We start from the raw sequence: 15,013 nt of genomic DNA, 5'->3' as shown, positions 1-15,013 counted from the left end.
GCGTCGTCATTTGTTGTCCTCGCCCGCGCTGGGCTGGGATTTCAGCCGTACGCCGCGGCCACTTCCGGTCGAGGGCGCGCCCTCGCCGATCAGCTCGATGCCCGCGGCCGCGAGCGCCTCGACCAGCTTCATCAGGGAATCGACATTGCCGCGAATGACGCCCTCGGAGGCCTCCATGCGCTGGATCGTCGGCAGCGACAGCGAGCAGCGCTGCGCCAGCTCGCGCTGGTCGATCCCGAGCAGGGCGCGAGCGGCCCGAAGCTGCGCGGCGGTAATCACTGACAGCACCTCCCATGGCAAGCGCCGTGATTGATAAAGCAAGCATATGACATCTAAAATGATGTATCAAGCATCAATTATACCGCATTGCACATCAGGAGGCGGTTGCCTGCCCGCTGCAATCTCATTGCATCCCTTAACGTGAAATTCGCTGCAACTTCAGGAACCTGCCTGCGCGGGAGGCAGATCGTGGAGACCGTTCACCGGCCTCTGCTCTAATGCTTTCCGCGCTTGAAGGGGGCGAACATACATGGAGGATCGCGACAGGCAGGTCGCCGACAACGGCCCGCCGGAGCCGCTCGGCTCGCTCGCCTTGGGCGGGTTGCTCGAGCAGGCCGTCAACAATCTTTGGCTTGGCATCATCCTGTTCAACCGGAGCCGCGAAGTCATCTACTGCAACCAGCGCTACATGGACATGTACGGGCTTGCGCCGGACGAAGTGCGGCCGGGCACACCGGTCAGCAATCTGATCCAGCACCGGCTCAAGCTCGGATTGAAGGTCCGCGGCGAGGCCGATGACTATGTTCGTGCCCGCACGGAGCGCACGATCGTCAGCGAACGGGCCGTGCAGGACTTCGCGGACGGGCGGATCATCGCCAATACCGTTCACCCTCTGCCGGACGGCGGCGGCATGGCCACCCACGAGGACATCACCGAGCGCGAGGAGCTCAGCGCACGGCTGCAACAGCGCAACATGCAGTTCGACATCGCGATCAACAACATGTCGCACGGGCTGTGCTTCTTCGATGCCAATCACCGGCTGATCGTGTGCAACAAGGACTTCATCGACATGTACGGGCTGCCGCCTGAGCGTGTCCGTCCCGGCACGCCCCTGTCGGACATCGTCGACATGCGCTTTGAGGCCGGCAGCGTGCCCGCGATGTCGCGGGCCGAGTACATGAAATGGCGCACCGGCGTCGTGGTTTCGGCCGAGCCCGTCGACAGCATCGTCGAGATGCGAAACGGGCGTACCTTCAAGATCCGCCATCGCCCGATGCCGGACCTCGGCTGGGTGGCGACCCACGAAGACATCACCGAGCAGCGGCGGACCGAGCTCAGAATCGCGCATATGGCGCATCACGACGCGCTGACGGATCTTGCCAATCGCGCCCTGCTCAACCAGCGGCTCGAGCAGGCGTTCGCATCGAACCAGACCTTTGCCGTGCATCACATCGACCTCGACAAGTTCAAGTCGGTGAACGACACGCTGGGGCATCATGCCGGCGATGCCCTGCTCAAGGGCGTGAGCGAGCGTCTGCGCCGCCTCGTTCGTCCCGGCGACACGATCGCCCGGATGGGCGGCGACGAATTCGTCGTCCTGCAAAGCCCGATCAGCGAGGCAAGCGAAGCAAGCACGCTTGCACAGCGCATTATCGGGCAGATGAGCGCGCCGTTCGAGATCGACGCTCAGCAGACGATCGCGGGGGCAAGCATCGGAATCGCCATTGCGCCGACCGATGGAGCAACACCCGAGCAATTGCTGCGCAACGCCGACCTTGCGCTCTACCGGGCCAAGAGCGACGGTCGGGGCATGTACCGCTTTTTCGAGCCGGCGATGGACGAGCAGGTGCAAAGCCGCCGCGCATTGGAGCTCGATCTGCGCAAAGCGCTCGCTGGCGGCGAATTCGAGCTTCACTATCAGCCGCTGGTGAATAGCCACAGCGGCGCGATCAGCGGCTTCGAGGCGTTGATCCGCTGGCAGCATCCGCAGCGCGGACTGATCCCTCCGGGCAGCTTCATTCCGCTTGCCGAGGAGATCGGCCTGATCGTGCCGATCGGCGAGTGGGTGATCCGGCAGGCCTGCATGACCGCCAGCCGGTGGCCAAAGTACCTCCACGTCGCCGTCAACATATCGGCCGTACAATTCCGTTACGCCGGTCTTGCCGAGGTGATCGTGGGCGCGCTCGCGGCCGCGGGGCTGGACGCCAGCCGGCTCGAAATCGAGATCACCGAGAGCGTCCTCTTGCAGGACAAGGAGGGGACGCTCGCCACGCTGCACCGGCTGCGCGAGCTCGGGATCCGGATCGCGATGGACGATTTCGGCACCGGCTATTCGTCGCTGACCTATCTGCAATGTTTTCCGTTCGACAAGATCAAGATCGACCGCTCCTTCGTGCGCGACGTCGCCACCGATGCCGGATCACTCAACATCGTGCGGGCGATTGCTGCGCTCGCAAGCGGGTTGGGAATGACGGCGACGGCGGAAGGCGTCGAAACGCACGAGCAGCTCGACCGGATCGCGGCGGAAGGATGCACGGAAATGCAGGGCTATCTGTTCAGCCGCCCACTGCCCGCAGCCGAAATTGAGCGCCGCTTCCTGTCCCCGGAAGCGCCCGCCTTGCCCGACCGGATCGCTGCGGCGTAATCGCTTCCGGCAGCGGGGCCGAGCAAGCGATCGCCTTGGCATCAAACGCAAACCGCCAAGCCCGCGAGCATCGAGTCTCTTGCCGCGCGACAGGTGCGTTCCCTCCCCCCTTGCGGGGGAGGGCCAGGGAGGGGGGGTGCCGCACGGCGCGCTCTCTCGGCTCTAGCGAATCGACCGCTCGCGAATCTCACGCACCTTTTGCTGGGCTACCCCCCTCCCCTGCCCTCCCCCGCAAGGGAGGAGGGAGCGTAGGGTGTTGCGGGGCGAGAACCGAGCTCCGGGGTGACGAGATCGCTCAAAACTCGTTGGCGATCTTGGAGAGCATCGCGATCAGGGACTCGCGGTTGGCCCCACCCAACAGCTCGTTCAACCGCGCCTCATGCTTGGTGGCTACGAGCTTTTTGGCGCGGCCAAGCACGGCCTTGCCCTTGTCGGTCAGGACCAGGATGTGCGAGCGACGATCGTTGGTGGAACGGATCCGCGCGCAAAGGTCGCGACTCTCGAGATTATCCAGCATGGCCACGAAATTCGGGCGCAGGATGCCGAGCGTGGAGGCGATCTCGGTTTGATTGCGGCCGGGATTCTTTTCGACCAGCAACAGCACGGAAAACTGCGCCGGCGTGAGCTGGAGCGAAGCCATGCAGCGCAGGAAGTTCTCGAATACCTTGAGCTGGGCGCGCTTGAGCACGTAGCCGAGCTGTTCGGAGAGCTCGCCAAGCTGAAGCGCCTCGCCGGCTTCATCGCTGGCGTCCCTGCGCGCCCTGGCTGCCTCCGCGCCCTTTGCCGTTGCTTCCGCCGATTTTTCCGCCGCCTTGGAAACGGTCATCGCCTGTTGCTCGCAATCCCGTTAGATTTAAGCCCGGTGTTCCCCGGCCCTTGAAGTTATATTCGATAATTGTTATTGACCATATCAAATATCGTCAGCGATTTTCAATGGCTGTGAGGGACGATCCACCGCGAAAGGGGGATCGGTCCGGATCTTAAGGGGGAGCGTCCGGTCTTGAATACCACCATCCTGCTGTTCCTTCTCCAGGACGGCATCACCAACGGCGCGATCTACGCGCTGCTCGGACTGGCGCTGGTGCTGGTGTTCGCCGTCACCCGCGTCATCCTGATTCCACAAGGCGAATTCGTCACTTATGGCGCGCTGACCTATGCCTCGCTCGCCTCCGGCCAGATGCCGGGCACGGCCAAACTTGCGCTCGCGATGGGCATCGTCGCCTTTGTGTTCGACCTTTTCGCGGCGCGCAAAGCGCTGCACGGGCGGTTGATCCTCCGCACCTTCCTCACCAACATCGTGCTGCCGGGAATCGTGCTGGCGGCGACCCTTTACTTCGCCGGCCAGAAGCCGCCGGTTGCGATCTCGATGGCGCTGTCGCTCGTCATCGTCGCGCTGATCGGCGTATCGCTCTATCGCATCGTCTTCCAGCCACTGGCGCACACCTCGGTGCTCGTGCTGCTGATCGCCTCCGTCGGCGTCCATCTTGCGCTGCAGGGCCTCGGCCTTCTGTTCTTCGGCGCCGAAGGCCAGCGCGGACCGGCGGTGCTGTCGACGGCCTTCACGCTCGGCGCGTTGCGCTTCACCGGCCAGAGCATCACGGTCTACGGCATCACCATCGCCTTCATCGTCGGCCTCTGGCTGTTCTTCGGCTTCACGCGCTACGGCAAGGCGCTGCGCGCGACCGCCGTCAACCGGCTGGGGGCGCGGCTCGCCGGCATCCGCACCTCGCTGTCGGGGCAGATCGCCTTCCTGCTGGCGTCCGTGATCGGTGCGCTGTCGGGCATACTGATCGTCCCGATTACAACTCTCTACTACGACAGCGGCTTCCTGATCGGCCTGAAGGGCTTCGTCGCCGCGATCATCGGCGGCCTCGTCAGCTATCCCTTGACGGCGATCGCCGCGCTCTTTGTCGGCATCGTCGAGGCGTTCTCGTCCTTCTACGCCAGCAACTACAAGGAGGTCATCGTCTTCATGCTCCTGATCCCGGTGCTGCTGCTGCGCTCGCTCGCGGCCCCCGCGGTCGAGGAAGAGAAGGACTGAGCGCGATGAACGGCCGGCTCCCCATTCTCGTCTTCGCGCTTGTCATGGCGGCGATCCCGTTCATTCCCGGCATGCCGCCGTTCTGGATCGTGCTCCTGGACAATATCGGCCTCGCCGCGCTGGTCGCGATGGGCCTCGTGCTGCTGACCGGCGTCGGCGGCCTCACCTCGTTCGGACAGGCGGCCTTCGTCGGCTTCGGCGCCTACACTACTGCAGTGCTGTCGACGGCGTATGGCCTGTCGCCCTGGCTGACCTTGCCGCTTTCGCTGCTCGTCAGCGGCCTGTTCGCGGTGCTGCTCGGGCTGATCACGGTCCGCCTTTCGGGCCACTATCTTCCGCTCGGCACGCTCGCCTGGGGGCTCGGACTGTTCTACCTCTTCAGCAAGCTCGAATTTCTGGGGCGTAACGACGGCATCTCCGCGATCCCCCCGCTATCGATCGGCACGTTCAAGATGCTCTCACCCGGCTCGATCTATTACGCGATCTGGGTTGCGGTGATCGTCTCGGCGCTGCTCACCATGAACCTGCTGGACTCCCGCACCGGCCGCGCCATCCGCGCGCTCAGGCGTGGGCATGTCGCAGCCGAAGCCTTTGGCGTGCAGACGCCGCGTGCCAAGCTGCTGGTGTTCATCCATGCCGCCGTGCTCGCAGGTCTCTCCGGCTGGCTCTATGCGCATCTCCAGCGCGCAGTGAATCCGACGCCGTTCGGCGCGCAGGCTGGCATCGAGTATCTCTTCATCGCGGTGGTCGGCGGCGCCGGCTATGTCTGGGGCGGCGTTCTCGGCGCAGCGATCGTCGTGATCCTGAAGGAGGTGCTGCAGAGCTATCTGCCGCTCATCCTGCCGGGCTCAGGACAGGTCGAGACCATCGTGTTCGGCATCATGCTGGTGGCGCTCTTGCAGCTTGCGCCCGGCGGCGTCTGGCCGTGGCTGATGTCGTTCCTGCCGCAGAAGGCAGGCGGCAGGAAGCCGGACACCTCGCTGACCCTGCCGGCGCGGGTCCGCGCGCCAGGCGAGGCAAGTGTGCTGCTCCAGGTCGAAAAGGCGCGAAAGCAGTTCGGCGGCGTAATCGCGGTGAACAATGTCTCCTTCGACGTGCAGGCCCGCGAGATCGTCGCGCTGATCGGTCCGAACGGTGCCGGCAAGAGCACGACGTTCAACCTGATCACCGGCGTGCTGTCGGCGACGTCGGGCTCGATCTCGGTGCTCGGCAAGAAGGTCGATCGGGCGCCGCCGCAGGAGATCGTCAAGCTCGGCATTTCCCGCACCTTCCAGCACGTGAAGCTGGTGCCCGACATGACCGTGCTGGAGAACGTCGCGATCGGCGCGCATCTGCGCGGCCATTCCGGCCCGATTGCCTCGATGCTGCGGCTCGACCGCGCTGACGAGGCGCGGCTGCTGGCGGAAGCCGCGCGCCAGATCGAGCGCGTCGGCTTGGGCGAGCAGATGCATCAGCTCGCGGGCTCGCTCTCGCTTGGACAGCAGCGCATCGTCGAGATCGCACGCGCGTTGTGCGTCGATCCGATGCTGCTGCTGCTGGACGAACCGGCCGCCGGCCTGCGCCACATGGAGAAGCAGCAGCTCGCCAAGCTGCTGCGCGACTTGCGCGACGGCGGCATGAGCGTGCTGCTGGTCGAGCACGACATGGGCTTCGTGATGAATCTGGCCGACCGGATCGTGGTGCTCGATTTCGGTACCAAGATCGCGGAAGGCACGCCCGCCACGATCAAGACCAATCCCGAAGTGATCAAGGCCTATCTCGGAGTGGCGGCATGAGCGCGCTGTTGTCAGTCACCGACGCGCATGTGTCGTACGGCAAGGTCGAGGCGGTCCGCTCGGCCTCGCTCGAGGTCGGAGCGAACGAGATCGTCACCATCGTCGGCGCCAACGGCGCCGGCAAGACCACGCTGCTCTCCGCCATCATGGGTATCCTGCCGCTGAAGGGCCGCGTCGCCTTTGCCGGGCAGGATCTCGCCCGGCTCGACATCGAGGACCGCGTCGCGATGGGGCTAGGGCTCGTGCCGGAGCACCGCGAATTGTTCGTGACCATGAATGTCGAGGACAATCTGGAGCTCGGGGCCTTCCGCATCGAGAAGAGCAGGGCGAAGAGCTCGATCGAGCGCGTCTACGCGCTGTTCCCGCGGCTGAAGGAGCGGCGCAAGCAGCTCGCCGGCACGTTGTCCGGCGGCGAGCAGCAGATGCTCGCAATGGGCCGCGCGCTGATGGGAGAACCGAAACTGCTGATGCTGGACGAGCCGAGCCTGGGCCTGGCTCCGATTATCGTCGCCGACATTTTCCGCATCGTCATCGAGCTGCGCGCCAGCGGCGTCTCGGTGTTGCTGGTCGAGCAGAATGCACAGGCCGCGCTGAAGATCGCTGACAAGGCTTACGTGATGGAGCTCGGCGAGTTCGTGCTAAGCGGAAAGGCCAGCGACATCGCGGCCAACGAGCGCGTCGCGGCGAGCTATCTCGGCTTCCAGCACGAAGGTGAGAGTGCGCTGTAGTCTTGCCGCGAACTCCACTTCCCTTCTCCCCTTGTGGGAGAAGGTGGCGCGAAGCGCCGGATGAGGGGTTCTATCCGCGAATTCATGCGAGAGATTTACTCGTGGAGAGAGACCCCTCACCCGTCTCGCCGCTACGCGGCGAGCCACCCTCTCCCACAAGGGGAGAGGGGCAGCGTCTTCGCTGCGCTAGTTTGAATGCGACACTTCAGCTAACCACCGTCCGCCCCTTCAGCGCCGCCACCTCCGCCTCCAGCTCCGCAATCCTTGCATCGCGTGCCGCGAGTGCTGCGGCGACATCCGCCGCGTCGAATTTCTGCGGGATGTGCTGCGGGCAGTTGGTGTCCCAGGCTTCGATCCTGAACACGATGACCTGCTCGGGGCGGGCCTTGTAGCCTTTTGGCATCAGCGACTGCGTCAGCGCAGGATCGTCCTCCACGCCGCGCGCTTCGCCCCAGATCTTCACCCTGCGGCGATGGGCGTAGTCCATCACGAAGATATAGGCTTTTGGATTTTCGGAGAGATTTCCTTGCGTGAGGTACTGCCGGTTGCCGGCGTAGTCGGCGAAGGCGAGCGTCTGCTTGTCCAGCACCTTCAAAAAGCCCTTGGGACCACCGCGGTGCTGTATATAGGGCTGGCCGTCGGCTGAGGCCGTGGCGAGATAGAAACTGCTGGCATCGGCCAGAAACGCCGCGAGATTTTCGTCGACCTCCGTGCGCCAACCGCGCTGCTCGGCGTGGGAATAGGCCTCGCGCGAGCCTTTTCGCGTCTGAATCGATTTGACTGCCGGCGTGAAGGCGACGTCGCTGGCATAGGTATGGGCGGACGGCATCGGAGCACCTCCAGGACACTGGCGCGTTCTCGCGTCTCTCACACGCGAGAATATGGCCTCCTTTCGATTTAGAACAATCAGCCCGCTTGACACTTCATCGTTGCGATATATGCAATAATGGCCATGGACAGGCTCGAGGCCATGCACGTCTTCGTCACCGTCGCGGAGCTACGCGGCTTTGCGCCGGCGGCACGAAAACTGCGGCTGTCGCCCTCGGCGGTGACGCGGCTGATCGCGGCGCTGGAGGAACATCTCGGCGCCCGGCTGTTGCAGCGGACCACGCGGCAGGTCACGCTGACCGACGTCGGCACGCGCTATCTGGAGCGCGCGCGGCGGATCCTCGCCGATGTCGAGGAGGCCGACAGCTCCGCGCGGGAGGAGCGCAACCGGCCGAGCGGACGTCTCGTGGTGTCGGCACCGGTCGGCTTCGGCCGGCTCCATGTCGGGCCGGTCATGACCGCCTATCTCAAGCGCTATCCCGAAGTCGCCTGCGAACTCAGGCTGTCGGATCATCTCGTCAACCTCGTGGAAGACGCCGTCGATGCCGCGGTGCGGATCGGCCATCTCGCCGACTCATCTCTGGTCGCGCGCCAGGTCGGCGAGATGAGGCGCATCGTCGTGGCCTCGCCCGGCTATCTGAAGCGGTACGGCGAACCAAAGACGCCGGAGGCGCTGCTCGAGCATCAGACCATCCAGTTCGGCCTGGCGACCGACCGACGCTTCCTGCGCGACGGGCGCGAGATCGAGGTGACACCGTCTCCCCGCTTCACCAGCAACAGCGCCGACGCGGCCCTGCAATATGCCGAAGCCGGCGGCGGCGTGACGCGCGTGCTGGCCTATCAGGCCGCCGAGGGCTTGAAGCGCGGCCGCCTGAAGATCGTGCTGGCGAAGTATGAGCTGCCGGCGCTGCCGATCCACATCATCTATCCGACCTCGCGGCTGCTTTCGGCCAAGGTGCGCGCATTCATCGATCTCGTGGTGGAAACGACGAACTGGCGGTTCGGGTAGCTCTCGTGCCCCTGACGCAGCGCAGCAGGTACTGATATGCTGCAGAGCCGGGGCCCATCTCTTCGCGGACGCATGGGTCCCGGCTCTGCGGAGCGGCACTTCGCGCCGCACCGCGTCCGGGACACAAGACCGTTCACTCCTTCTTCGGCACCACGCGGAACGTGCCGTTGGCCCGCGCGATCACGACGTCGTCGGCCTTGATCAACGACTGCGCGAAGCAGATCGTGCTGCCGGTCTTGATCACCTCGCTCTCGACCGCACACCACTGCCCGATCTCGGCCGCGCCGACGTAATCGACGGCAAGCGAGATCGTCACGAAGGACGTCCTCCAGCCCGTCGCCTGCGCGCAGCTATAGCCCATCGCGGCATCGGCAAGGGCGGCAATGAGACCGCCGTGAATGAGCCCGCGCGCGTTGGTGTGCGGCTTTGCCAGCCGCAATCCAACGATCACGGCCTTGTCGGTGCGCTTTGAATAGAGCGGCTCCCAGGGATCGGTGAGTGGGCTTTTGCGGAAATGCGGCTCGAAGCCGTCGGGAATGGCGGTGGCGGTCATATGCATCTCGCATCGTTGATTGCCGCCATTGAACGCGATGGACGTGACGGATGCATCACCTACAAAGTTTTAAACGACATTTGCGCGGGCGTTTGAAATGCGCACGCGGCTGTCACGTCACGAAGATTGTCATCACCCGCGAAAGCGGGCGATCCAGTATTCCAGAGACAGCGATGGGATACGGAGAGGCCGCGGCGTACTGGATGCCCGCTTTCGCGGGGCATGACACCTGTGGTTAGAACGGCAGCCCGACATAATTCTCCGACAACGACGTCATCGCGGCCTGCGATTGCGTGACATAGTCGAGCTCGGCGAGCTGGATGCGCGCGCCGATGGTGCCGGTGTCGGGGAACTTGTGCAGCATCGAGGTCATCCACCAGGAGAAGCGCACGGCCTTCCAGACCCGCGCCAGCGCCTTGGTGGAATAGGCATCGATCCCGGCGCTCGACTTCTCGTCGTAATATTCGCGGAGCGCGGTTGCGAGGTAATGCGCATCTGACGCCGCGAGGTTCAACCCCTTGGCGCCGGTCGGCGGCACGATGTGGGCGGCATCGCCGCACAGGAACATCCGGCCAAAGCGCATCGGCTCGGCGACGAAGCTGCGCAAGGGCGCGATGCTCTTCTCGATCGAGGGTCCCGTGACGAGGCTGTCGGCCGCCTCCTGATCGATCCGGCGCTTCAACTCGTCCCAGAAGCGATCATCCGGCCACTGGTCGACGTGATCGTCGAGCGAGCACTGAACGTAATGCCGGCTGCGTTTCGTCGAGCGCATGGTGCAGAGCGCAAAACCGCGAGCGTGATTGGAATAGATCAGCTCATGACTGACCGGCGGCGTATCGGACAAAATGCCGAGCCAGCCGAACGGATAGATCCGCTCGAACTCCTCGATCGCCGACGGCTTGACACTGGCGCGGCTGACGCCGTGGAAACCATCGCAGCCGGCGATGAAGTCGCAGAGAATCTCGTGGCTGACGCCGTCCTTGACGTAGGTTACGCGCGGGTGACTGCCGTCGAAATCATGCGGCTGCACGTCCTTGGACTCGTAGATCGAGGTCAGTCCCGCCGCCTTCCGCGCATTCATCAAATCGAGGGTCACCTCGGTCTGGCCGTAGATCATGACCGTCTTGCCGGTCGCTGCCTTCATGTCGATGCGGTGACGGCGGCCGGAAAAGGCAAGCTCGATGCCCTCATGCAAGAGGCCCTCGGCATGCGCGCGCGCTCCTGCGCCGACTTCGTCGAGCAGCGCAACGGTTCCCTCCTCGAGAAGGCCGGCGCGGATGCGCCCGAGCACGTAGTCCGGGCTCTGCCGCTCGAGAATGACATTGTCGATGCCGTAACTGTGCAGCAATTGGCCAAGCAGTAGTCCCGCCGGCCCAGCGCCGATGATTGCGACTTTTGTCCGCAATACTTGCTCCTCCCGATCCTGTAGGGTGCGGCGCGAGCTTGCTTGTCGCGGTCGTCCGCGCGCGATAATTATAACATATAACGTTTGAGCAAAAGGGAGTGCCATTCGCCGCAGCGCGACATATCCGGGCGACAGCTTTCCGCGAGACGAAAGCAGCCGCGCTGCCAGTTCCGGCTTGAACCCGCGATCCAATTATATAACATGTTAAATAACGAGACCGGGCCGAAGAAGCCTGCGGTCAAGAACAGGGAGAGACGAGCAATGAGGAAAGCCTGTCTGGCGTTGCTGCTGGCAGCAAGCGTGACGCCTGCCTTCGCGCAGGACAAGAATTTCGATCTGAAGATCTCGCACTGGGTGCCGGCCTCGCATCCGCTTCAGAAATCGCTGGAAGACTGGGCTGCCGCGGTGGAGAAGGATTCCGGCGGCACCATCAAGAGCAAGGTGTTCCCGGCGCAGCAACTCGGCAAGGCGTTCGACCATTATGACATGGCCCGCGACGGCATCGCCGATGTCACCTATGTCAATCCGGGCTACCAGCCCGGCCGCTTCCCAATCGTCGGCGCCGGCGAATTGCCGTTCCTGGTCTCGGACGCCAAGGGCGGCTCGATGGGGCTCGATGCCTGGTATCGCAAATATGCCGAGAAGGAGATGAAGGACGTCAAATACTGTCTCGCCTTCGTCCACTCGCCCTCCTCGTTCCACTCCCGCACCAAGAAGATCGTGGTGCCGGAGGACGTGAAGGGGCTGAAGATCCGCCCGGCCCACGCCACCATGGCGAATTTCGTCACCTCGCTCGGCGGCACCAACGTGCAGTCCTCCGCGCCCGAAGTGCGCGACATCATCGAGCGCGGCGTCGCCGACGGCGTCACCTTCCCGTGGGGCTCGCTGTTGCTGTTCGGCATCGACAAGGTGACGAAGTACGACATGGAGGCGCCGCTCTATGTCACGACGTTCGTCTTCGTGATGAACAAGGACAAATACAATGCGATGTCCGACAGGCAGAAGGCGGCGATCGACAAGAACTGCACGACCGAGATGGCCGGCGTGGTCGGCGAGCACTGGGGCAAGTTCGAGGACGCCGGCATCGACAAGATCAAGGCGGAGGAAGGCCACGAGGTCTACAAGCTGAACCCGGAGCAGACCGCGTCCTGGAAGAAGGCCGCCGAGCCGCTGGTCAAGACCTGGGGCGAGGGCGTGAAGAAGACCGGCACTGATCCGGACGCAGCGCTTGCCGAGCTGAAGGCCTCGCTGAAGAAATACAACGCGCTGGCGGAGTGACGCGACGCCGTCGCGGGAGAGCTCTTCTTCCCCCTCTCCCCGTTCTTGCGGGGCCGCGACGAGCTTCGCTCGCGCTGGGAGGGTTGGGGTGAGGGGCAGCTTCCGCAGATATGGTGACAGACAGACTCGCGGAGACTCCCCCTCACCCGGAATCCGCGCTTACGCGCGCATTCCGACCTCTCCCCGCAAGCAGGGCGAGGTGAAGTACGCGGCGAGACCGGACACAAGCAAATGACGTCACGCAAAGGGATCACCACCCCATGAAGCGCGCCTGGATGGATCGCTTTATCGACACGATCGAATGGATCGCGGCCGGCTTCGTCGGCCTCGTCGCGCTCGACATCTTCGTTTCTGTCCTGCTGCGCAACACGCTGAACTATTCGATCCCCGACAGCTTCGACATCGGCCGCATGCTGCTCGGCATCCTGATCTTCTGGGGCATCGCCGCGACCTCCTATCGCGGCACGCACATCACGGTCGACCTGATCTGGGCCAATTCAAGCCCGCGCTACCAGCGCTGGATCGACGTGTTCGCAACGCTGGTGCTGCTGTTCGTCGTCACGGTGCAGACCTGGACGCTGTTCGACAAGGTACGCGGCACTTACAACGACAACGTCCAGACCTTCGACATGCACATGCCGACCTGGCCGTTCTTTGCGATCGCCTGGATCGGCGACGTCTCGGCGGTGCTGCTGATCGCGATCCGCACCTACCGGCTGATCTTCCACCCCGAAGAAATGCACGATCCCAAGCTGAAGGCGACGGAGTAATCATGAGCACCGATGCCGTCGCCGTAATCGGCTTCGTTTCCTTGTTTCTCCTGATGCTGCTGCGCGTGCCGGTCGGCATGGCCATGGGCCTCGTCGGCGTGTCCGGCTTCTCCTATCTGGTCGGCGCCACGCCGGCGCTGAAACTGGTCGGCCAGACGTCGATGCGCACGGTCACCGACTACACTTTTGGCGTCATCCCGATGTTCTTGCTAATGGGCTCCTTCGTCAGCAATTCCGGCATGAGCCGCGAGCTATTCCGCGCCGCCAACGGCTTCGTCGGCCATCTGCGCGGCGGCCTCGGCATCGCGACCGTCGGCGCCTGCGGCGGCTTTGCCGCGATCTGCGGCTCCTCCGTCGCAACAGCAGCGACCTTCTCCGCCGTCGCCTACCCCGAGATGCGCCGCTTCGGCTATCCGCAATCCTTTGCCACCGGCGTGATCGCGGCCGGCGGCACGCTAGGTGCAATGCTGCCGCCCTCCACCGTGCTCGCGGTCTACGGCATCATCACCGAACAGGACATCGGAAAGCTCTTCATCGCCGGCATCATCCCTGGCCTGCTCGCGATGAGCATGTACATGATCACCATCGGCCTGATCGGATACTTCCGTCCGGATTTTTTGCCAAAGGGCAAGAAGCTGCCATGGAACGAGCGCTTTGCGGGCCTGAAGGACATCTGGGCGCCGGTCTTGCTGTTCATCTTCGTCATCGGCGGCCTCTACGGCCTGCCCTTCCTGCCGCGCTTCACGCCGACCGAAGCCGGCGGCGTCGGCGCCACCGGCGCCTTCATCATCGGCGTGCTCACCGGGCGGCTCGACCGCGAGAAGATTTTGGCCTCGCTCCTGCAAGCGACGCGCACCGCGGCCGCCGTGTTTACCGTGCTGATCGGCGCGCTGATCTTCGGCTATTTCCTCACGGTGACGCAGACCCCGCAGAAGGTCACGGAATTCCTCACTGGCCTCGGCCTCGGCTCTTATGGCGTGCTGGCGCTGATCATGGTGATGTATCTCGTGCTCGGCTGCCTGATGGACGCCATGGCGATGATCATCCTGACCGTGCCGATCATCTTCCCCGTGATCACACATCTCGGCTTCGATCCGATCTGGTTCGGCGTCATCATCGTGATGACGGTCGAGCTCGGCCTGATCCACCCGCCGGTCGGCATGAACGTCTTCGTCATCAAGAGCGTGGTGAAGGATGTGTCCTTCTCCACCATCTTCAAGGGCGTGATCCCGTTCGTGGCCACCGACCTGGTGCGCCTCGTGATCCTGATCGCCTTCCCGCTGCTTGCGACCTGGCTGCCGACGCGGATGATGGCGCATTAGGGGGTGGCGATGACCACGCCTGAGCTCGAGACAAAGTACGTCTTCACGATCACCGCCCGTATCGGTGACGTCATCACCGCCGGCGAAACCGGCACGGGTGTCCGCCGCATCATCCCGATCATCGGCGGCGAGGTGCGGGGTGCTGTCAACGGCAAGGTCTTGCCGTTCGGCGCCGACTTCCAGATCATCCGCCCCAGCGAGCTGATCGACCTGGAAGCCAAGTACGCCTTCGAAACCGACGACGGCGCCATTGTCTATGTCGAGAACAAGGGCATCCGCTTCGGCCCGGTGGACCTGCTGCAGAAGCTCAAGCGCGGCGAGCCCGTCGACCCCGAGCTGATCTACTTCCGCACCGTGCCGAGGTTCGAGACCGGGCACGAGAAGTACCGCTGGCTGATGCAGCACATCTTCGTCGCCTCAGCCGCGCGGCACGCGGACCGCGTGGTGATCGACGTGCATCAGGTGATGTGAGGTCTTTTCGCGAGCGCCGCAACTGGATCGCAATTCTGCCCCCTCGTCATTGCGCGGAGCGAAACGAGGAAGCAATCCAGAATTCCTCCGCGGAAAGACCCTGGATTGCTTCGCTGCGCTCGCAATGACGAGGATATTGCAACAGCAGCGCCTCACACTCCGCTCGTCGTCCCGGAGCGCGACAAAGTC

At 64.0% G+C, this 15,013-nt stretch carries 14 protein-coding genes; 9 read left to right on the top strand and 5 right to left on the bottom strand.

Annotation, left to right across the window (positions count from 1 at the left end):
• Nucleotides 1-6: 6 nt before the first annotated feature.
• Nucleotides 7-279, bottom strand: coding sequence for a helix-turn-helix domain-containing protein (locus Q2941_RS20530; RefSeq protein WP_027521313.1), 273 nt, complete (start codon nucleotides 277-279; stop codon nucleotides 7-9).
• A 250-nt stretch (nucleotides 280-529) separates the two neighbouring features.
• Here Q2941_RS20530 and Q2941_RS20525 point away from each other — a divergent pair, with 250 nt between their 5' ends.
• The gene (locus Q2941_RS20525; RefSeq protein WP_458193555.1) at nucleotides 530-2,644 is read left to right on the top strand and encodes a putative bifunctional diguanylate cyclase/phosphodiesterase; all 2,115 of its coding nucleotides are present in this window, start codon (nucleotides 530-532) and stop codon (nucleotides 2,642-2,644) included.
• Nucleotides 2,645-2,939: 295 nt separating this feature from the next.
• On the opposite strand, the gene Q2941_RS20520 is transcribed toward Q2941_RS20525, so the two are convergent.
• On the bottom strand, nucleotides 2,940-3,470 hold the full coding sequence (locus tag Q2941_RS20520; RefSeq protein WP_254109171.1) for a MarR family winged helix-turn-helix transcriptional regulator: 531 nt from the start codon (nucleotides 3,468-3,470) through the stop codon (nucleotides 2,940-2,942).
• Nucleotides 3,471-3,644: 174 nt separating this feature from the next.
• On the opposite strand from Q2941_RS20520, the gene Q2941_RS20515 reads away from it, so the two are divergent.
• The 3 genes from Q2941_RS20515 to Q2941_RS20505 are packed head-to-tail and all read left to right on the top strand — an operon-like array spanning nucleotide 3,645 to nucleotide 7,188.
• The gene (locus Q2941_RS20515) at nucleotides 3,645-4,685 is read left to right on the top strand and encodes a branched-chain amino acid ABC transporter permease (RefSeq protein WP_254109172.1); all 1,041 of its coding nucleotides are present in this window, start codon (nucleotides 3,645-3,647) and stop codon (nucleotides 4,683-4,685) included.
• Nucleotides 4,686-4,690: 5 nt separating this feature from the next.
• Entirely contained in the window at nucleotides 4,691-6,460 is a 1,770-nt protein-coding gene (locus tag Q2941_RS20510) for a branched-chain amino acid ABC transporter ATP-binding protein/permease (RefSeq protein WP_458193554.1), read from the top strand.
• Nucleotides 6,457-7,188 carry an ABC transporter ATP-binding protein gene (locus Q2941_RS20505; RefSeq protein ID WP_027521317.1) on the top strand — a complete coding sequence of 244 codons (732 nt, stop codon included), beginning with the start codon at nucleotides 6,457-6,459 and terminating at the stop codon, nucleotides 7,186-7,188. Before Q2941_RS20510 ends, Q2941_RS20505 begins: the two co-directional genes overlap by 4 nt.
• 205 nt (nucleotides 7,189-7,393) lie before the next feature.
• On the opposite strand, the gene Q2941_RS20500 is transcribed toward Q2941_RS20505, so the two are convergent.
• Nucleotides 7,394-8,017 (bottom strand): pyridoxamine 5'-phosphate oxidase family protein, encoded by a 624-nt coding sequence (locus tag Q2941_RS20500; RefSeq protein ID WP_458193553.1) that lies wholly within the window; start codon nucleotides 8,015-8,017, stop codon nucleotides 7,394-7,396.
• A gap of 123 nt (nucleotides 8,018-8,140) precedes the next feature.
• On the opposite strand from Q2941_RS20500, the gene Q2941_RS20495 reads away from it, so the two are divergent.
• A complete protein-coding gene (locus Q2941_RS20495) occupies nucleotides 8,141-9,025 on the top strand; it encodes a LysR family transcriptional regulator (RefSeq protein WP_458193552.1) in 885 nt (294 codons plus the stop codon).
• 133 nt (nucleotides 9,026-9,158) lie between these two features.
• On the opposite strand, the gene Q2941_RS20490 is transcribed toward Q2941_RS20495, so the two are convergent.
• Nucleotides 9,159-9,578 (bottom strand): PaaI family thioesterase, encoded by a 420-nt coding sequence (locus Q2941_RS20490; RefSeq protein ID WP_458193551.1) that lies wholly within the window; start codon nucleotides 9,576-9,578, stop codon nucleotides 9,159-9,161.
• Nucleotides 9,579-9,813: 235 nt separating this feature from the next.
• Nucleotides 9,814-10,983, bottom strand: coding sequence for a 4-hydroxybenzoate 3-monooxygenase (gene pobA, locus Q2941_RS20485; RefSeq protein ID WP_027521321.1), 1,170 nt, complete (start codon nucleotides 10,981-10,983; stop codon nucleotides 9,814-9,816).
• Nucleotides 10,984-11,244: 261 nt separating this feature from the next.
• Here pobA and Q2941_RS20480 point away from each other — a divergent pair, with 261 nt between their 5' ends.
• From Q2941_RS20480 to Q2941_RS20465, 4 genes are all read left to right on the top strand, one after another.
• Complete coding sequence (locus tag Q2941_RS20480) at nucleotides 11,245-12,261, top strand: TRAP transporter substrate-binding protein (RefSeq protein WP_254109177.1); 1,017 nt, start codon at nucleotides 11,245-11,247, stop codon at nucleotides 12,259-12,261.
• A 260-nt stretch (nucleotides 12,262-12,521) separates the two neighbouring features.
• Nucleotides 12,522-13,031: a TRAP transporter small permease gene (locus Q2941_RS20475; protein ID WP_027521323.1), complete on the top strand. Its 510-nt coding sequence runs from the start codon at nucleotides 12,522-12,524 to the stop codon at nucleotides 13,029-13,031.
• Between the two features lie 2 nt (nucleotides 13,032-13,033).
• Nucleotides 13,034-14,353: a TRAP transporter large permease gene (locus Q2941_RS20470; RefSeq protein WP_027521324.1), complete on the top strand. Its 1,320-nt coding sequence runs from the start codon at nucleotides 13,034-13,036 to the stop codon at nucleotides 14,351-14,353.
• Nucleotides 14,354-14,362: 9 nt separating this feature from the next.
• Nucleotides 14,363-14,824, top strand: coding sequence for a DUF3237 domain-containing protein (locus Q2941_RS20465; protein ID WP_027521325.1), 462 nt, complete (start codon nucleotides 14,363-14,365; stop codon nucleotides 14,822-14,824).
• Nucleotides 14,825-15,013 lie beyond the last annotated feature (189 nt).

The organism is Bradyrhizobium sp. UFLA05-153 (assembly GCF_054185185.1).
This window is presented reverse-complemented; position numbering and strand designations above follow the sequence as displayed.